Here is an 18,823-nt window from a genome sequence, read left to right on the forward strand (position 1 = left end):
TGACCATCATGGTCAGTTTTTTTTATGGCAGTTTGATAATAATAATGAATAAGACAGACAAGCAAACAGGCTCACGGATATGGCAAAAACTGTATTTATATCCTGATTTACAGTACACTTAAGACCACGTGGATGATGGTTTTTATGTCCAAGCGCTCATTGGTGTCTGCCAGCAGGTAGCCGCTTGGGTGTCAGTGCGCGCTTTATTTAAGGAGCTTTCCTGTGTTTGCTTTGATTACCACGCTGATTATTATTTGGATTGTGATGTGGGGCTTTTTTAAGTTTATGTACCCACGTCCGCCACAGAGTATGATGCCTAAAGAAGGCGACGTGACCACACCGCGTAACTGTGATTATTGCGGGCACAGCTTGGCAGAGTATCGCGGCGTGCTAGAAAACAATCCGAATGCCACAGAGACGGGCGAGGCGGGGTCTTGGTTTTTTTGTAATTATGAGCACCAAGCGGAGTTTCATAAGGCACGCGGCACGATAGCACCAGCACACCCTGAGCCAAGTAGCAAATAAGCTGCCAGCAAAACTAGAATTAAAAAACACACCACCATTTGCCAAAGCGCCATAAACAAAATGGCGTTTTTGCGTTATGGTGGCGTCAGTCCGTATGACTTAATGTAGTACCGAGTGCGCGTCTTCGATGATTTTGTTTAATAGCGCGTTTGACTGCTCTTCGCTGTGACGCGAGTCTTCATCGGCTTGGTCGCGTTTTTGCACTTTTTCATACAGGTTTAAGCACGAAAGCAGCAGCAAATTTTCTTGCGCAAGGTTTGGCGCGTCTTTTTTAACATCCAATACAAAGTTATTGATATAGCTGGCCGCTTGGCGTAGGTTGGCTTCTTCGTCGGCAGGGCAGTAGATGCTGTAGGTCACACCTGCGATGGCGATGCTGACTTTTTTGACAGGGTTCTCATCTATTATTTGTGGGGCGCTTGGTTGTTCGGGCGCGTGGTCTTCTTCGTACTCAGGCGCGGTAGGCTGGTCGGTCATGGTCATTCCTAAAAAGTTGGGTAAATTTGCTCAGGCGATGCGCTGTATGCGTTTTTGACTTTAGGCTTTTTTTGGATAGGCGCTTAGTCGTTATCTAAATCCATTTGATCAATTTGCGTTAGGCGCTCTAGTACCACTTGCGTGCGCTCCGCCGCCAGCTGGTTTTTTTCTTGTAGCTCATGGTTGATTTTTTTGATGTCCATGGCTTGTTGTTTAAACAGCTGGTTTTGTTGCTCAAGGCGGGTATTGCGGTGCTGCAATTCTTCGATTTGGTTTTGTAGCTCTTCGTGCTCTTCGCCCAGCATGTGATGCGCTTCGGCCAGACTTTGATAACGGTTATCAAGGTCGGTCAACTGCTGCTGCGCGCGCTCATGGGCAGCAATACTGTTGTCGCGCTGCGCTTGGAGCTGGTTTAGGTCGCGGTCATCGGTTTTTGGCTGGTTTTTTAGATGCTGAAGCTCGGTACTGACCTTGTGATACTGCGCTTTGATGTCAAGTATCATGGCTTCTAGAATTTTTAGTTGTTCATACATAGTCAGTTTTTAACCTTATTATTGAGCGTCGAAGAATTAGAGTCGCGATATTTAATAATGCCATAGGTGACCACATAATATCTATATCAACAAAGTAATTGCACCGATTGTGTATGTTTTTCTTAAGATTGGCGGTAGCACTGCGAGTGGCGTAGGGCTATGATGGTCAGTCTATATGTAGGACGATAGATTATGAATGACAATATCTCAGGTTGGAACGACTGGTCAGCCGCTTTTAACGACTGGACAGACGTCAGTATCAGTGAGCTGCATGGCTTGATGACAGGACTGATGACTGCGTGTCATGCGCCCGATGAAGATGGCTGGGCGGTACTGCTGAATGAATTAAGCTTTGCGCCGTTGCCAGAGCCTGCGCTAACCTTATTGACCGAAGAAGCCGAAGACACGGTATTTCAGCTCAAAGACAAAGATGAAGCTTACGCCTATAATCCATTACTGCCTGATGATGAGCACGATCTATACGAGCGCGTAATGGCGCTAAAAGGCTGGGCAAATGGCTTTATGACAGGTTTTGGTGTGTCCGATTGCAACATCACTGCCGAAGAAAACGAAATGCTGTCTGATTTGGCAAAAATTGGCGCGATTCGCTTGGAAGAAGAAGAGGATTTCGAAGGCGGCGAAGAGGCATTTTTATACTTATATGAGTTTGCGCGCATGGTGCCTGTCAGCTTTGCGACCAGAAAGCGTAAAGCGGTCAAGTCATTGTCACTCATCGCAGGCTTGCCAATGGACGCCAAAACCGTGAAAGAACAGCAAGCAGAAGGCATCACGCAAAAGCCAATGCCGCCTGTGATTGACGCGATGAACCAAAACACCCCGTCGTAAGACCTATAGTCAAATTAATTCAAAAGTGGTACAGCAAGATTAAAGGCTATTTTTCGTAGCCTCTGGAGACGCAGTCACAGCAAGCAAGAAAAATAGCCTTTAATCGAGCATGTTTTTGAAGGTATAACAATTTTATTTGGGTTCTACCATATCTTATAAGAACGTCATGTAGGCAAGCTTGATGCATGGCGTACCCTTTACCCTTATGCCCTTTGCGTTGATAAAGCACGCATTTTCTTTGTAATACATTTTTCTACCTTTTTTTGCATGACCGCCACTTGCCATAAGCGCTATAAATAGACAATAAATGATAACGATATAAGAAGGAGGCACGATGTCTGTATCTATCAATGACAACCCTCAAGGCATGGACAGCCGCAGCATTGAGGCAAACAGCAGCCACCCACAAAACAGTATCGATTGGCTGACACGTTTAATTGGTTTTAATACCGTCAGTCGCTATTCCAATTTGGCACTAATTGAGGACGTGCAGGCGTATTGCCAATCGCTTGGGCTACAGCCGACCTTGACGCACAATATCGAGCACACCAAAGCCAATCTGTTCGTGACCGTGCCCGCAGGGGCAGCGCAGGAGATAGTCTCAGGCGGCGTGGTGTTGTCAGGGCATGCCGATGTCGTGCCTGTGGATGGTCAAGACTGGGACAGCGACCCCTTTGCCGCCACCATTCGCGGTGACAAGCTGTACGGGCGCGGCGCTTGTGATATGAAAGGTTTTATTGCCTGCGCGCTGTCTATCGTGCCCGAAGCGGTGCGCTTGTCCAATGCTGGCAAGCTCAAACGCCCCCTGCACTTGGCACTGTCGTTTGATGAAGAAGTGGGCTGCTTAGGTGCGCCGCTGATTTTGGCAGACTTGGCAGACCGTGGTATCGCACCTGATTATTGCATCGTTGGCGAGCCAACCAATATGAGCATGGTTGTCGCGCACAAAGGCATCTCCGTCTATCGTTGCCGCGTACATGGTAAGTCGGCGCATTCGTCATTGACCGCGCAAGGCGTCAATGCCATCAGCTATGCCAGCCAGCTGGTCGGCTATGTGGACAGCCTTGCTGAGCGTATCAGCCGCCGCGATGACGTCGATGCGCTGTTTGACGTGCCGTATTCGACCTTGTCCATCGGTACGATAAAAGGCGGTACAGCGACCAATATCGTGCCCAATCTGTGCGAGTTTACCTTTGATTATCGTAACTTGCCGCACATGACGCAAGACGATATCTTAGTACCGATTGAAGAAAAAATCGCCGAGCTACGCGCCACCATGCAAGCGCGTGCGCCCGAAACCGATATTGAGCTGCTACAAGAAGAGAGCGTACCCGCGATGACCGATGCCGACAGCGCTGCCCTACAAACGCTGGTGGCGGGGCTGATTGACGACGATGCGCGGCATAAGGTTGGCTACGCTACCGAAGGTGGGCAGTTTACCAATGCGGGGATTCCGACCATTATTTGTGGTCCTGGCAGCATTGAGCAGGCGCACAAAGCCAATGAGTTCGTGCCACTTGATGATATGGCGCGCTGCGATGCGTTTTTGGCGCGCTTACTGAGCCATTGCCAAGCGGATACATAAGGCATTTATTGCCCTCAAATGTTATGACCCATCATAAGCGCACGGGCTAAACCGTGCGCTTTGTGCTTTGTACGCAAAAGTACAAGAAAGTCCGCGCAAATGTATTCCAACATATGTATAGTATCTGGGGCGTATCATCAATTAGACCATTTAAGAATTTAGCGGTCTTAAAATGGCTAAATCTTGCCAAACAGCGTCAAAAATCTTGTGAATATGCCTATATTCTCTACAATTTTTTCCTTGTTTAACTACGATTTATCTCATTTTAAACCTCGCTATCTAAATGATAATACGCCCTCGAGCGGCACATGATTTTGTGCTGCATTTTTTTTTGCTTTAAAAGTCGTCGTTAAGGAACTGTCAGTATGTCGTTACAGCTATTTATGGTGTTTTTTGTTAGCGTGTTTTTTATCTCCGCGACACCAGGCCCGAACATGTTGCTGGCATTCCAATACGGTCTAAATTACGGCTTTAAGCGCACGCTGTGGACGCTGGCAGGACTGAGCGTTGGCTTATTAATACTCTTATTATCAACTTTACTCGGTATTGATGTGATTAGCCGCGAGATGCCGTGGTTATTAGAAGTCGTCAAGGTGGTGGGCGCGCTGTATCTGATTTATTTGGGTGTCAGCGCGTGGTATGAGCGCGGTGGTGACAACGGGCTTGGTACACCTGCGGATGTCGATGCATTTGATACAGACGACTACACGCCCAATAATTATGACGCTAACGGCTATGCCTACGCGCAAGCACAAGGCACGAACGTGGGCGCAAAAGCGATGCCCAGCCGTGGCAAGCTGTTCCGCACGGGCGTATGGGTGTCGCTATCGAACCCTAAAGCGATTTTGTTCTTTGCGGCATTTTTCCCAAAGTTTATTAACTTTAGCGCGCCGCTGTTCCCACAATATCTGCTCCTCACCATCGGTATGTTCGCAAGCGAAACACTGTGGCAGATGATATACACGGTTGGTGGCAAGCAGCTGGCAGGCTGGCTGAATGTCGGCGACCGTCTGCTATGGCTCAATCGTTTTTGTGGTGGGATTTTTGTTTTGATTGCCGCAGCGTTATTGGCAGAAGTGTTGTTAAAAATATAAGAAAAATATAAAGGCATTTAGAATAAATAACTTTTAATTTTTAAATTTTTTTTATTTATTTAAAAATAAAACTTGACATAAAAAATAAATTTATTATTATATTGGCTATATTAAGTAGCGCCTCATACATGGCAGCTGCTTAATCTCATTATCCCTACGCTGATGTTTTTCATCAGCTGTCATTCACTTATCATCGCTTGGGACTCACTTGCGCTGATAGCAACCTACGGAGGAATTATCATGTCCCATCATCATGTACTGCCCGTGTTAAAGACAGTGTCGATGTCAGATGTCATCGCGATAATTTTGCCGTACGGATTCGATAAGTTTTAATCATTTAATTACCAGTATTATTCAGATACCTATCTTGCTGTGCTGATGCGTGCTGCCTTTATTGTATAAGGCATTGCCCAATCAGTATGCATATGTGACGGTTTTCTTATCTCGTCATTAAGGTCTGAGCCGCTGCTATAAGCGCAGCGCACTGCACTGCACTGTACTTATCTGCCTACCGTTATTTTATTGTCCTTGACGTTATCTGTCGTCCTGTTGCCGATGCTGCGCTTGGTTGTTGCCTTGTGTGCATACTGGCGCTACGCGGCTGCCTGTGTGTTTTCGCGCTTTGCCGAGCGATGCGTTTTGCTGAGCCATGCGCTGACACACCACAGCTGCTGTCTGCATTTTTTGCTGTCTTTAACTTTTTTATTTAAATTAAAAATTAATTTTATTATTTATTTTTATCTTATTTATTTAAGAGGGGTGAGTATTGCCTAATGGTTTTAAAAATAAATAAAGTATATGAATAAATAAAAAGAGTTTGGATTATGAGCATTAAACAGATATTAAATAAAAGTGGCAAACATGGCGTGCCTGTCAAGATTTATACCGATGAGGTGGACATCAATGCCATTCAGCAGTTACGCAACTTGGCGCAGCTGGAATTTGTGCATTCACACATTGCGGTGATGCCTGATGTGCATGTGGGCAAGGGCGCGACGGTGGGCAGTGTGATACCGACCAAGTCGGCAATCATTCCTTCGGCGGTCGGTGTGGATATCGGCTGCGGGATGAATGCGGTGCGCCTGTCGCTGACTGCGTCTGACTTGCCCGACAGCTTAAAGGCGCTGCGAGGTCTGATTGAAGAAAAAGTCCCTGTAGGCTTTAACATGCATCAGCAAATCACAGCAAAGATGTCGACCTTAAACCCACTGGCAAAGCTTTTACAGCCGATTACCGACAAGCATCCTGGGTTATTAAAGATGCTCAAGGGCTTTGAGCGTACGTGGGCAAAGCAGCTGGGTACGCTCGGCGGCGGCAATCACTTTATCGAGCTGTGCCTTGACGAAAATCAAGACGTGTGGGTGATGCTGCATTCAGGCAGTCGCGGCATTGGCAACTGCATTGGTCAGTATTTTATTAACCTTGCCAAAAAAGAGCATCAGTCGCGCTTTGGTCATGTGCCTGACCGTGACCTGTCGTATTTTGCCGCAGGCTCGGCAAGCTTTGATGACTATATCGAGGCGGTCGGCTGGGCGCAGGAATACGCGCAGCACAACCGCACGGAGATGATGCGTCTGATATTGCAGGTGATGCAGTCGCCTAAAGCGGGTCTGCCACGCTTTCGCCCGACTAAAGAGGCGATTAACTGTCATCACAATTATGTTAATGAAGAGGTGCATTTTGGCGAATCGGTGTATGTAACTCGCAAAGGGGCGATCAGCGCCTATAAAGATGAGCTGGGCATTATTCCCGGTTCAATGGGCGCAAAGTCCTTTATCGTACGTGGGCGCGGCGAGCCTGAGTCGTTTTGCTCCTGCTCACACGGGGCAGGGCGGCGTATGAGTCGTGGCAAGGCGGTACGCGCCTTTACCATTGATGAGCTAAAAGCGCAGACCGATGGCGTGGAATGCCGCAAAGACAAAGGCGTGATGGACGAAATCCCAAGCGCTTATAAAGATATTGATACGGTGATGGCCAACCAAAGTGACCTTGTGGAAGTGGTGCATACGCTAAAACAAGTGATGTGTATCAAGGGCTAATAAAATTAGAAAGGATAAAATAATGAGCTTAAAACAAACCTTAAAAACCGCGCGGCAACTTGACGCGGCGGCAAAAGACGGGCAACTGTCCTTGCCAGCCATCAAGCCGCGCAATCCACTTGCCAATGACCCGCTGCTTAAAAAAGGTGGCGTCCATGCCAAAGATGATGTGCGCCTGCAACACAAAAAGCAGCGTCACGCACAAAAGCGCAATTTGCGGCAGGTGGATTGGCTAAACGCGCAATGAACACCATTGATAGTACATTTATCCATAAAAAAGCCGTTCCTCACAGAACGGTTTTTTTTGTTTAAGCGGTCAAGCAACTTATGCCAAGACTTCTAGCAGCTCGCCTTTGACCATATGCGGGCTGACAAAGTCGGTCACTTTGACTTGGACGATTTTGCCCAGTAACTCGTCACGCTTGTCGATATCGTAAGGGAACATCACGGTACGCGTGTTGTCCGCAGTACCAATCAAGCAATCAGGATGACGGTCAGCGATTTGCTCGACCAAGACGCGGGTGGTGGTGCCGACCATTTCACGGGTTTTTTGCAAAGTCGAATCGACGATGACTTTTTGGAAGGTGGCTAGGCGCTCTTTTTTGGTGGCAAAGCTCACATCATCAGGCAGCTCAGCGGCAGGCGTGCCGGGACGCTTGGAGTAAATAAAGCTGTATGAGTGGTCAAAGTTCAAATCTTTTGCCAATTGCAGCGTATCGTTAAAGTCCTCATCCGTCTCGCCTGGGAAGCCGATGATAAAATCGCTCGATAGGTGAATGTCAGGACGTATCGCTTTTAACTTATTAATCTGATTGATATACACATCAATGGTGTGGTTGCGCTTCATCGCTGCCAAAATGGCATTTGAGCCACTTTGTACAGGCAAATGCAAGTGCGATACTAGCTGCGGCAGCTTGGCATAGGCATCAATGATGTCATCGGTAAATTCTAGCGGGTGGCTCGTGGTATAGCGGATGCGCTCAACGCCGTCAATATGCGCCACATAATGTAATAGCTCCGCAAAGCGGCAAATGCTGCCGTCGTCTTTTTCACCGCGATAGCCGTTCACATTTTGACCGAGTAGATTAATCTCGCGCACGCCTTGGGCAGCAAGGTTGTCAATCTCAGCAAGCACGTCATCTAATGGACGCGACAGCTCTTCGCCGCGCGTATACGGCACGACGCAAAATGAGCAATACTTTGAGCAGCCTTCCATAATTGAGACGAATGCCTTGTAACCTTCGACGCGTGGCTCAGGCAAAAAGTCGAATTTTTCAATACTTGGGAACGACACGTCCACCGTACCAATACGGTCTTTGGGCGCGATTTTACGCTGTTCATGCGATTGGTCGTACAGCTCAGGCAGGCGGTGCAAGGTTTGCGGGCCAAACACCATATCGACATACGGCGCGCGCTTTTGGATATTGTCGCCTTCTTGTGATGCCACGCAGCCGCCAACGCCGATGACCAAGTCAGGACGTTTCTCTTTCAATTTGCGCCAACGACCCAGCTCAGAAAATACTTTTTCTTGTGCCTTTTCGCGGATAGAGCAGGTATTCATCAAGAGCACATCGGCTTCATTGATGTCGTGCGTCACCTGCATGCCATGCGAGTCGCCCAAGACATCGACCATCTTGTCGGAGTCATAGACGTTCATCTGACAGCCTTGGGTGGTGATAAACACTTTTTTAACAGGCGCGTCCGCACTTGGCGCGGCTTGGGTATGGTCAGCGCTCGATTGGGTGTCTGCGCTGTCATCAAGGCGGGGATTAAATACAGAAACACTCATAAGCGACTATCCATTGTGATTAAAAAATCAAAACCAAAAATTAAAAAAGTACCGAAAAATAAGACCGTTCGCTATCCACTAGCACTGTCGATAGCAAAATTACAGGGTCAAACGGTGGCGTATTTTAGCACAATCTAAAAGCAATGGGAAAAGCTGCGCGTCGATATCGACTAGAAATCTATCAAACTATTTGCAATACTATCAAGTGCTTATCATAAGCCACTTCGCGTTTTACTTCGCGGTTTATAAATACGGGCAGGATATCGCGCCGATGACACGTGCGTGTTACAGATTGCTGTCTTATTTTTTAACAAAAGGTAAGTCGCGTGGGCGAGGTGGCCTGAGTATAGTATGATGAGAGCGTTATACTGTATCTAAACATCAGTAATCGCCATGGACGCGCTATAACAATATGTCAAGAGAGCTAGGGCGTGTCCTGATTAGGGCGTGTTGAATGAAAAATATATGTTCAGCGTTTGCCCATTTTTGAATATTTTGCTGCGATTATTAAAGCAGACTTTTTAGCAAACAATACAGAGAGTTATTATGGCAAAGCCGACCAACGCCGCACCGTCTTTTTCTACGTGCCGTACAGAGCAGTCCGATGTGGCATCGACCAAGCCTTATTTGTCAAACACCTTAGGGGCAAAGCTGTTTGGCGCAGCAGCGACATTGGGCGCGCTTAGCTTAATGCAAGCCGCCTGCGCTGAGCCTGCCAGTTATAGCAGTTATAACCCAAACTATCAGACCGACAGCAGCGTCAACTATTTTTCCGACGCATTGCGGGCATCAGGGCAAGGCGATATCGGCTCGCTGTATAACTATGAGCAGCTGATGAGTGGCGGTTTGTTTGCCATGTATCCGACCTATTGGCGGTTAAACGACCGCTTGGTTGAGCAAAGCCCTGCGACCATTATCCAGTTTGTGCGCCAGTACAAAGGCTCAGTGATGGCAGAAAAGCTGGTCGCGGACTATGCTGAAGACAAAGCAGCAGCGGGCGACTATGGTGCGGTGCGTCAAGTGGCAAATCTTATCACCAATGCCGACAGCAGCGAGCGCTGCGCGGTGGCCTTGGGCTTTAATCATGGCGGCGACACCATACGCTCACTGTCTGAAAAGTCCAATGTTTGGCTAACCACGCAAAAGCAGCCCGCACTGTGTGATCAGCTAGCGATGGAGATGAATGACAATCCTTTGATTAGTAATAAAGACCGCGAGTCGCGCCTCAAACGTATGCTGCGTGTGGGTAAGACAGGCGACATCATGGCGCTGTCAACACGTCTTGGCACGCCCATCAGCTACGACATGCTGAGCAACATTCAACGCTCGCCGACGCGCTTTATTAACGACATGCAAAGCCAGCCGTATAGCCAGCTCAATCAATATCTGTACCTCTATGCGCTTGGACGCATTACCGACGACTCTTATCGTCAGGCAAGCATTCAGCTTGAATCCGACATCCGCACCGATGACCAGCGCCGCCAGCATCTGTTGTCTGACGAAACGCGGCGCTACGCCTATCGTATATTGGGCGTCAAACGTATGAACTTTAATACCGATGATGGCTTTGACGCGCAAGCGGTCGATTGGTTCCGTAAGAGCTTGGACAATGACTTTAACTTTGAAGAAGCCGAAGACTATGCCATGGCGGGTATTCGCTTTGGGCGCTGGGATGATGTGATTGCGGCCATTACCCAAATGGACAGCGAAACACAAAAAGAAAACCAATGGCAATACTGGCTGGCGCGTGCCTATGCAGCGTCTAATGACAGCAAACAGCGTAATAATGCCACGCGCATCTACCAAAATTTAGCAACACACAACGACTACTATGGTCTGATGGCAAAGGACAAAGTTGGGCAGCGTTTTACCGCACGAAATGGCTCTACCTTGCCCAATGTCAGCAGCCAAGACCAAGCTCGCGCTCTACAGGACCCGCATTTTGCTCGTGCCTTTGCCTTGTACAATGCCGACGCCAGCCGCGCTTATGCCAACCGTGAGTGGAATTGGGCCGTCAAACAAGCCCGCGACAACAATGATGAGCAGTTACTTATTGCCGCCGCTCGTCAAGCCTATGATATCGGCTGGCTAGACCGTGCCATTTATGCCATTGACAATGCGGACAGCGTGGACAGCTATGCGCTATCGCACCCGATGCCGCACCAATCGAGCGTGGTACGCTATAGTGAATCTGTGGGTATTGACCCTGCATGGGCGTACGGCATCATACGTCAAGAGAGCCGCTTTGTGACCTCGGCGCGCTCCCATGTGGGCGCTAGTGGTTTGATGCAAATCATGCCTGGTACGGCGCAGTACATTGCACGTAATTTGGGCGAGTCTTACAGTGCGAGCCGCGCCAATAGCGGGGATACCAATATCCGCTACGGCACATGGTATATGAGCGATATCTTGGGCAAGCTTAACTATCAGCCTGTCCTTGCAACCGCAGGCTACAATGCAGGACCAAACAAAGCCAAACGCTGGCAGCCAGAATACGGCTCGCTCGCTGCTGACCAATATGTTGAAACGATTGCCTATCCTGAAACACGCAACTATGTGAAGCACGTGATGGAAAACGCCACGATCTACAGTCATTTGCTGGGGCGCAATTTACCGATAAGTCAGCGCATGGGTGTGATACCTGCCAGCTATTAGTTATATGCTATGCTTATCGGTCGTATTTAGCGATAGGCGGGCGCAGTAGGCTCAAAATTAAGCTTCAGACGTGTCAACTGATGAAAAGTTACGTACTTGCTATAGATAAAAAAAAGCAGTTTGCTAACATGACATTAGTTTGCGTCTGCTTATGCGGCCTTAAACAAAGTTGGATGGCAACGCTGGCCAATTTTATGCTGCATGTTTTCTATAAATGCTTAAATCGTTTTGGGTACACAGGTAGGTCAATAGGCATGCTCGTGTGCTTGCCAGTTGATTATTGCTAAATACTTTGTTGATTATGATAAAAAGTTCTCCCACATTGTCAGATGATATGGCCTCAATACCGACGCCCTCTACTACGTCTGCCGCAGCCTCTTTGACCAAAACATCAAAACCTCTCTTACCCCGTCTGTCCCTGCCCATCTATCTTATGCCTATTGCGGCCGCCGCTGTGCTGCAAAGCATGATGATACCAGCGCACGCTGCCAACAACTCACGCGTACTCATGATTGAGATGGCGCCCGCATTGTGTAGTATGCAAAGCTCGCGCTCACGCTTGCGCCAATGCTTAGAAGGATATTCGCTCACCGTATCGGGGCTGGATTTGGGCTATGGCAGCAGCTGTAACAATCGCAGTGAGCCGCGCTTAACCCCGCTACAGTTAAAAGTCGTCAACCGTATCATGCCCGACAGTACCATCCGTACCCAAGCATGGCAGCGCTATGGGGCATGTAGCCCTTATAGCAGCAGTATCTATTTTCGCCAAATCGTAAATATGGCAAGTGAGCTTGAATTGCCTCGTGAGCTGAATACAGGCAACAGCTACACGGTATCTAAATCCAGCTTTGTTAATCAAATGCTGCGCCTAAATTCTGGCATGCGCGCAGGCAGCCTTGATCTTATTTGCCAAGATGGCAATCGTCGCCAGTCTGTATTGACGCAAGTGCGTGTCTGCTATGACGGTAATGGCTTTGGACAATGCGAAAATGTCATTGATAACTGCGGCAACAACTTTATTATCTCAGGTGGCAAATAATCGCTTGTACGCATACCGCATCATCAGCGTGTATAAAGATTATTTTGTTGCGTGATGAATATCGCTATATGTATAAAATGTAACAATATTGCCCAAAGTCGATATTTGATTGTCCCTAGACGGCTTGTGAAATGAAGTGCTACACTAACCCTCGGTTTAAAGCAGCATAATCATAACCACCACATCACAAAAGATAAGCCTGCTGCATTTAATGACTTGCATTATCTAATAACAAACGAGGGAGTATTGTATGAAACAGCCTTTACGTGTTGCCGTGACTGGCGCCGCTGGTAATATCAGCTATGCCATGTTATTTCGTATCGCATCTGGTGAGATGCTAGGCAAAGACCAGCCCGTTATCTTGCAGTTGCTAGAAATCACGCCAGCACTTGACGCCCTAAAAGGGGTCGTTATGGAATTAGAAGACTGTGCATTCCCATTACTTGCAGGTGTGGTACAGACTGATGACGCCACTGTTGCTTTTAAAGACGCAGACTACGCGCTTTTGGTAGGCGCACGTCCTCGTGGTCCTGGCATGGAGCGTAAAGATTTGCTAGAAGCCAACGCTGCGATTTTCTCAGCACAAGGCAAAGCACTAAATGACGTGGCAAGCCGCGACGTTAAAGTATTGGTCGTGGGCAACCCAGCCAACACCAATGCCCTAATCGCCCAGCGTAACGCACCAGATCTAGACCCACGTAACTTTACGGCCATGACGCGTCTTGACCACAACCGTGCGATTGCCCAGCTTGCTGAGCAAACGAACAGCACTGTTAACGACGTTAAGCACATGACCATCTGGGGCAACCACTCATCAACCCAGTATCCAGACCTGACCGCTTGTACCGTAAATGGCAAGCCTGCGCTTGATTTGATTGAGCGCGACTGGTACGAAAACACCTACATCCCAAGTGTACAGCAACGCGGCGCAGCAATCATCAAAGCACGTGGCGCATCATCTGCTGCTTCGGCTGCCAATGCGGCTATCGCACACATGCGTACATGGGCACTTGGCTCTGATGAGAACGATTGGGTCTCTATGGGCGTGTACTCAAATGGTGAATACGGCATTGCGGAAGGTTTGATTTACTCATTCCCATGCACATGCAGCAATGGCGATTGGAAAATCGTTGACGGCGTTGACGTGTCATCAGACTTCTCACAAGAGAAAATGAAAGCCACTGAGCAAGAGCTGAGCGAAGAGCGTGACGCAGTAGCCCACTTGCTACCCTAAGCAATGTTGCTCGATGATAAGCAAAGCTGTTTGACTGACAAAAGCCCTTTTTATAAAGGGCTTTTTTTTGAATAAAATTCTGATTTGTACTACTGAAGAATGAGTTATTGATTCAATTTTCGATGCCGAGCGAACACTTGCACACAAACGTTAACAAGCGATAACGGTTTAAAATGAAAAACTTGCTACACTAAAATAAAAAACAGTGTCAAACGCGAATGCTGCTTAGTTTTAGCAGATGCAAGCTAAGCAGGGTACGGATGACGCAAAACAAGACAACGATGAGAAACATAAAATATAGTCAAGTCAATTTAAAAATGATACAGCAAGATTAAAGGCTATTTTTCGCAGCCTCTGGAGACGAAGTCACAGCAAGCAAGGAAAATAGCATTTAATCGAGCGTGTTCTTGATTCTATATCAGTTTTATTTGGGCTTTGCTATAGTAAGACAGACAATAACGGCAATGATTAAGAAAGCGAAGGAGTGTAAGATGTTAGGTGAACCAGAATACAGCATGAATGATTTGTTTGCTCAGCTTGGGCTAGACAGCTCAGATGAAGCGATTGAAGCTTTTATTGCAGATAATCAACTGGCGAAAGAGGAAAAGCTGGTCGATGCGCATATTTGGAGTGACAAGCAGCGCATGTTTTTACAAGAAGAATGGCGTCAAGATGCAGCATGGGCGCCTACCATTGATGAGTTAAATGTGCGTTTGCATCCTGATGCATAAGACTTGATTAACCGTACTGCGGTTGTTGAAAAAGCCGCCGTCACTATATCCTAGTGACGGTGGCTTTTTTATGTCTGCTAGTTTTTCGCTTACTGTTGGTATGGATAATAAAGCAGGGCGTCTTAATCCAAACGGCTGACAAGCACCCTTTCGCGCCACACAAGTAACTTTTCTACATCGTCTTGAATGCCTGCTTTTAATGCGTCCAATCCTGCATATTTTTTTTCGCCATGCAAAAAGTGCAAAAAGCGCACTTGTAGACGCTCGCCGTAGAGATTGGCATTGAGCTTGGGAAAATGCACTTCAAGCCGCCACTCTTTTTCGTTATTGACCGATGGGCGTAGGCCGATATTGGCAGTGCCAAATAAACTGTGTGCGCGCAAACCTGTCAAACCCATTTGAGCGTTTTGTACCAATGGGGCAAAGCCGTCAGTAATCACGCCGCCTTTATCATCCAAGCGCACCACATCCACCGCAAAAATGCCATGCAAAGCAGGTTTGATGCGAGACAGCTCAATATTGGCGGTTGGGAAATTCAGCTGACGCCCAATCTTGTCACCATGAATGACCGTACCTGTGATGGCATAATCACGTCCTAACAGTGTGTTGGCAGCCTCAATATCACCTGCCAGCAACAGCTTACGCACCCGCGTTGAGCTAATACGCTCAGGCGTGACACTGGCATCCATGACGGTGTGCAGGTTGGTCACCTGTAAGCCGTAGTCGCGTAAAAACTGACTGTCACCTGTGCGGTCATGGCCAAAGTGAAAATCATCGCCAAGCACCAATGCGCGTACATTGAGTTTGTCTGCCAAAATGTCAGCGAACGCTTTGGCACTTAGCGCTCGAAACTCCGCGTCAAAGCCTGCGATAATTAAAGTCTCTACGCCATACTCTGCGAGCAAGGCTTGTTTTTCGGCTAAGTTGGTGAGGCGTGCAGGAGCACGCTCGGGCGTAAAAAATTCACGCGGCTGTGGCTCAAATATCATCACCGCCGAGGTCAGCTGCATTTGCTTTGCTTGCTCTTGTACCTGTGCCAGCATCTGCTGATGCCCCAAATGTACGCCATCAAAGTTACCGATGGTCAACACGCATGGCGGCAGCTGGTGCGGATGAGAAGGGGTAATCAGTTGCTCTAAAAAGTAGGTATTCATAAATGTGCAGCTATGATGAGAAAAAAGCGTGGCGCATATCTCCGCTTTGATCGACGAAAGAGGGTTTATTGTGCGTTATTATAAAGTAAAATGGACAGCCTAACATCACCTGCACCCAGCTATGGCGTATTTCGTATGACTGCATCTGATTTTGTATCAACCAGCCCATCTACCACCGTGCTTGCGCGCCTTTTAGATTATGATGTGCGTTTGGCGTGTCCTGATGATTTGCCTGCCATTACCGCCATTTATAATCAAAGCATTGCCAGCAAGCGTGCCACCGCCGACTTGTTGCCCGTGACTGTTGCGCAGCGTCAAGCGTGGTTTGATGCGCATTATAATAATACGCAGCGTCCCATTTATGTGCTGTGTGACGCAGCAGGCAAAATTGTCGCTTGGGGCAGCTTTAGCGATTTATACGCGCGCCCAGCCTACCACATCAGCAGCGAGATTAGCGTCTATATTCATACAGATGCCCAAAAAAAAGGCATCGGGGCGGCGCTGGTCAGTTGGATGCTAGAGCAAGCGCCAAGTTTGAACATTCAACACGTGGTTGCGCTTATTTTTGGTCATAATGACCCAAGCATTAAGCTGTTTAATAAGCTCGGCTTTCGTCAATGGGGCCATATGCCGAGCGTTTGTGATATGGACGGTTTTTATGCCGACGTGCTGATGTTAGGGCTTTCGTTGTCCACATCGACGCCAGATTTACCATCAACGCCTTAACGCTGATTAGCCTTTACCATTTTCAAATATCTTCCATTCGCTATCCACTTTTTTTAGTGTATAAGTCGCGGGCACAGGCTTGGTTTGTCCTTTTAACATCAGCTCACCATCAACGGTGGCTTCTGTTTTGGCATCATTGTAAGTGGTATTGGTCAACGTAATGCTATCGACGGTCTGCTGAAATGCCATTTGTGTGTCTGCAAGTTCTTGTTTAAAGTCCGCGATATCCACTTGATAGTAGGCTGCCGCTGCATCGACATTGCCATGATACGTGGCGTTCAAGGCTTTTTTGACGGTATCAGCAGGCGTGCCCGCAGAGGTGGCGTTGGTCACGATGCTTTTTTGATTGTTTGCGGCGCTGCTGTTGCCCGTATCGACCATCACTTCAGACAGTTCTGAGTCGGTGCTGTCTGTACTGGTAGCTGCTGTATCTGTTGTGGTATTTGCCGTGGCTGCCATATCTGTAGATGCTTCATCCATAGAAGTTTGAGAGGCTGTATTTTCGGCATCAGTTTTCTCGACAGTCATGTCAGGACCCTCAGTCGTTTCTACTTCTTTGTCCTCGGCATTGCTACAGCCACTGACTAATGCAGCACTGAGAGCCGTACCGAGCATAATGGCAGAAAAACGCTTAGATAAGTTTTGCATAAAAAAGTCCTCAATCAATCTTGAATGAGGACCATTATGGCAAGAATAAACAAACTGGGCAGTGCAACTATTGCGAGCGCCCGTATGGGTTTGGTAAAGCGCCTAACCGTGTTTAAGCTGACGCGGGCGGAAACCTGATGCAAGCAGTACTGCCCCATATACCACCGCGCCCAAAGCGCACAGCAGTATCAATGCGCCCACACGCTCCCACTGTGAGGCGTGGGTAGGAAAGTATGGAACGGCCACAAGCAATGCGCCGACCATTGCCAAAGTTGAGATAACAAATTGAGCAAACAGCTTTTTCCAGTGCGCGCCAAAACGGAAAATGCCGCGCTGATGTAAAAAGTAGTACAGCAGACCTGCGTTAACAAAGGACGCGCCTGTCGTGGCGAGCGCCAAACCGCCGTGTAAAGGCTTGCCCAATAAGTAAAAAATACCGATAAATAAGACGCTAAAAATCATATTAGCAAACACCGACATGATGCCGATTTTGACAGGGGTGCGCGTGTCTTGACGGGCAAAAAACGCAGGGGCAAAGATTTTAATCAGCATAAAGCCCAAGATGCCGCCTGCCATACTTTGTAAGGCAAGGGCGCTCATGTCGGCGTCCCGTAAGGTAAATTCACCGCGTAAAAACAGCGCTTGCATGAGCGTGTCTGACAAAACAAACAGCGCCGCCGCGGCTGGCAAGCCGACGAGCACAATCAAACGCGCTGCCCAGTCGATGGTCTTTTTAAAGGTCACGTCATCTTTTTTGGCTTCACTCGCTGACAGGCTGGGCAAAATCACCGTACCAATCGCCACACCAATCAGCCCCAGTGGCAACTCACTCATACGCTCGGCAGCATACAGCCACGATACCGAGCCGCCAATCATGAGCGAGGCGAACACGGTATTTAACAATAAATTAATCTGCGTGACCGATACGCCAAAAATCGCAGGCAGCATGAGATTTAAAATGCGCTTGACGCCTTCATGTTTAAAATCAATCTTGGGCGCGACCAACAGCTTTTGTTGCCACATTTGCGGCAGTTGTAATAACAGCTGGAGCAAGCCTGAGAGGGCGACGGCGTAACCGAGCGACATAATCGGCGTGTCAAACATCGGCGCAAAAATCAGCGCGGCGCCAATCATACATAGGTTCATGAGTACAGGTGCAAAGGCAGGCGCGGCAAAGCGCCCGTAACTTTGCAAAATGCCGCTGGCAAATGCGGTCATGGAAATAAACAACAAATATGGAAAGGTCAAGCGCAGTAAGTCAGTGGTGACGGCAAACTTATCAGGCTGGTCAGCAAAGCCTGGCGCGAACAAGGTAACCACCCATGGGGCGATGAGTATCACCACCACGGTCAGCATGGATAAGATAAGCATCAACGCGCCTGAGGTGCGACTGATTAAAATCTGTACTTCTTGCAGAGTATATTTTTCTTTATATTCGGACAATACAGGCACGAACGCTTGGCTAAACGCGCCTTCGGCAAACAGACGCCGCAAAAAGTTGGGGATTTTAAAGGCCACCAAAAAGGCATCCATCAGCCCGCCTGCCCCAAACACACTGAGCAGCACCACATCACGCACCAGACCTAAAATACGTGACAACATGGTCATGCTGCTGACCACCATCGTGGAACGAAACAATCGACTTTTTGCCATGAGAACCTATTGAGCTAATTTGCAAAAATCAGTGGTCACGAGCTGCGCAGCTGTCGAGCAGATCGTGAGCACGGATGATATGAGTGGAGGAAAAA

18 protein-coding genes are annotated in these 18,823 nt (G+C 48.1%); 11 read left to right on the top strand and 7 right to left on the bottom strand.

All coding sequences use genetic code 11. The annotated features are described in order from the left end of the window. Positions 1-222: 222 nt before the first annotated feature. Positions 223-525 (top strand): hypothetical protein, encoded by a 303-nt coding sequence (locus tag JIE71_RS05190; protein ID WP_323126911.1) that lies wholly within the window; start codon positions 223-225, stop codon positions 523-525. A gap of 99 nt (positions 526-624) precedes the next feature. Here the strand turns inward: JIE71_RS05190 and zapA are convergent, their stop codons facing one another. After that, complete coding sequence (zapA, locus tag JIE71_RS05195; RefSeq protein WP_228284551.1) at positions 625-1,002, bottom strand: cell division protein ZapA; 378 nt, start codon at positions 1,000-1,002, stop codon at positions 625-627. A gap of 83 nt (positions 1,003-1,085) precedes the next feature. Next, entirely contained in the window at positions 1,086-1,535 is a 450-nt protein-coding gene (locus JIE71_RS05200) for a hypothetical protein (RefSeq protein ID WP_199507671.1), read from the bottom strand. A 192-nt stretch (positions 1,536-1,727) separates the two neighbouring features. Between JIE71_RS05200 and JIE71_RS05205 the strand changes: the two genes are divergently transcribed. The 3 genes from JIE71_RS05205 to JIE71_RS05215 all read left to right on the top strand — a co-directional run bounded on the left by JIE71_RS05205 (position 1,728) and on the right by JIE71_RS05215 (position 5,060). Beyond that, positions 1,728-2,381, top strand: a complete 654-nt coding sequence (locus tag JIE71_RS05205) for a UPF0149 family protein (protein ID WP_199507672.1) — start codon at positions 1,728-1,730, stop codon at positions 2,379-2,381. Between the two features lie 367 nt (positions 2,382-2,748). Continuing rightward, a complete protein-coding gene (argE, locus tag JIE71_RS05210) occupies positions 2,749-3,966 on the top strand; it encodes an acetylornithine deacetylase (protein WP_416232014.1) in 1,218 nt (405 codons plus the stop codon). 365 nt (positions 3,967-4,331) lie between these two features. Then, positions 4,332-5,060, top strand: coding sequence for a LysE family translocator (locus tag JIE71_RS05215; RefSeq protein ID WP_199507675.1), 729 nt, complete (start codon positions 4,332-4,334; stop codon positions 5,058-5,060). Positions 5,061-5,594: 534 nt separating this feature from the next. On the opposite strand, the gene JIE71_RS05220 is transcribed toward JIE71_RS05215, so the two are convergent. Beyond that, positions 5,595-5,741 carry a hypothetical protein gene (locus JIE71_RS05220; RefSeq protein WP_199507676.1) on the bottom strand — a complete coding sequence of 49 codons (147 nt, stop codon included), beginning with the start codon at positions 5,739-5,741 and terminating at the stop codon, positions 5,595-5,597. 143 nt (positions 5,742-5,884) lie between these two features. On the opposite strand from JIE71_RS05220, the gene JIE71_RS05225 reads away from it, so the two are divergent. Together JIE71_RS05225 and JIE71_RS05230 are read left to right on the top strand one after the other, a co-directional pair. Further along, positions 5,885-7,099 (top strand): RtcB family protein, encoded by a 1,215-nt coding sequence (locus JIE71_RS05225; protein ID WP_199507677.1) that lies wholly within the window; start codon positions 5,885-5,887, stop codon positions 7,097-7,099. Between the two features lie 22 nt (positions 7,100-7,121). After that, positions 7,122-7,346 (top strand): hypothetical protein, encoded by a 225-nt coding sequence (locus JIE71_RS05230; protein ID WP_199507851.1) that lies wholly within the window; start codon positions 7,122-7,124, stop codon positions 7,344-7,346. Between the two features lie 78 nt (positions 7,347-7,424). On the opposite strand, the gene miaB is transcribed toward JIE71_RS05230, so the two are convergent. Beyond that, positions 7,425-8,888 (bottom strand): tRNA (N6-isopentenyl adenosine(37)-C2)-methylthiotransferase MiaB, encoded by a 1,464-nt coding sequence (miaB, locus tag JIE71_RS05235; RefSeq protein WP_199507678.1) that lies wholly within the window; start codon positions 8,886-8,888, stop codon positions 7,425-7,427. Between the two features lie 546 nt (positions 8,889-9,434). Here miaB and JIE71_RS05240 point away from each other — a divergent pair. The 4 genes from JIE71_RS05240 to JIE71_RS05255 all read left to right on the top strand — a co-directional run bounded on the left by JIE71_RS05240 (position 9,435) and on the right by JIE71_RS05255 (position 14,547). Next, positions 9,435-11,543 carry a lytic transglycosylase domain-containing protein gene (locus tag JIE71_RS05240; protein WP_199507680.1) on the top strand — a complete coding sequence of 703 codons (2,109 nt, stop codon included), beginning with the start codon at positions 9,435-9,437 and terminating at the stop codon, positions 11,541-11,543. Positions 11,544-11,844: 301 nt separating this feature from the next. After that, the gene (locus JIE71_RS05245; RefSeq protein WP_228284552.1) at positions 11,845-12,582 is read left to right on the top strand and encodes a hypothetical protein; all 738 of its coding nucleotides are present in this window, start codon (positions 11,845-11,847) and stop codon (positions 12,580-12,582) included. A 250-nt stretch (positions 12,583-12,832) separates the two neighbouring features. Beyond that, a complete protein-coding gene (locus JIE71_RS05250) occupies positions 12,833-13,816 on the top strand; it encodes a malate dehydrogenase (RefSeq protein WP_199507681.1) in 984 nt (327 codons plus the stop codon). A gap of 491 nt (positions 13,817-14,307) precedes the next feature. Further along, on the top strand, positions 14,308-14,547 hold the full coding sequence (locus JIE71_RS05255) for a DUF2789 family protein (RefSeq protein WP_199507682.1): 240 nt from the start codon (positions 14,308-14,310) through the stop codon (positions 14,545-14,547). Between the two features lie 122 nt (positions 14,548-14,669). Here the strand turns inward: JIE71_RS05255 and ribF are convergent, their stop codons facing one another. Then, on the bottom strand, positions 14,670-15,701 hold the full coding sequence (gene ribF, locus JIE71_RS05260; RefSeq protein ID WP_199507683.1) for a bifunctional riboflavin kinase/FAD synthetase: 1,032 nt from the start codon (positions 15,699-15,701) through the stop codon (positions 14,670-14,672). Between the two features lie 135 nt (positions 15,702-15,836). On the opposite strand from ribF, the gene JIE71_RS05265 reads away from it, so the two are divergent. Further along, on the top strand, positions 15,837-16,427 hold the full coding sequence (locus JIE71_RS05265) for a GNAT family N-acetyltransferase (RefSeq protein WP_199507685.1): 591 nt from the start codon (positions 15,837-15,839) through the stop codon (positions 16,425-16,427). Positions 16,428-16,433: 6 nt separating this feature from the next. On the opposite strand, the gene JIE71_RS05270 is transcribed toward JIE71_RS05265, so the two are convergent. Both JIE71_RS05270 and murJ read right to left on the bottom strand, forming a co-directional pair. Next, positions 16,434-17,075 carry a hypothetical protein gene (locus tag JIE71_RS05270; RefSeq protein WP_199507686.1) on the bottom strand — a complete coding sequence of 214 codons (642 nt, stop codon included), beginning with the start codon at positions 17,073-17,075 and terminating at the stop codon, positions 16,434-16,436. Between the two features lie 102 nt (positions 17,076-17,177). After that, positions 17,178-18,728, bottom strand: coding sequence for a murein biosynthesis integral membrane protein MurJ (murJ, locus tag JIE71_RS05275; RefSeq protein ID WP_199507687.1), 1,551 nt, complete (start codon positions 18,726-18,728; stop codon positions 17,178-17,180). Positions 18,729-18,823: the final 95 nt, after the last annotated feature.

The organism is Psychrobacter sp. bablab_jr014 (assembly GCF_016464015.1).
In the GTDB taxonomy this organism is placed as follows: domain Bacteria; phylum Pseudomonadota; class Gammaproteobacteria; order Pseudomonadales; family Moraxellaceae; genus Psychrobacter.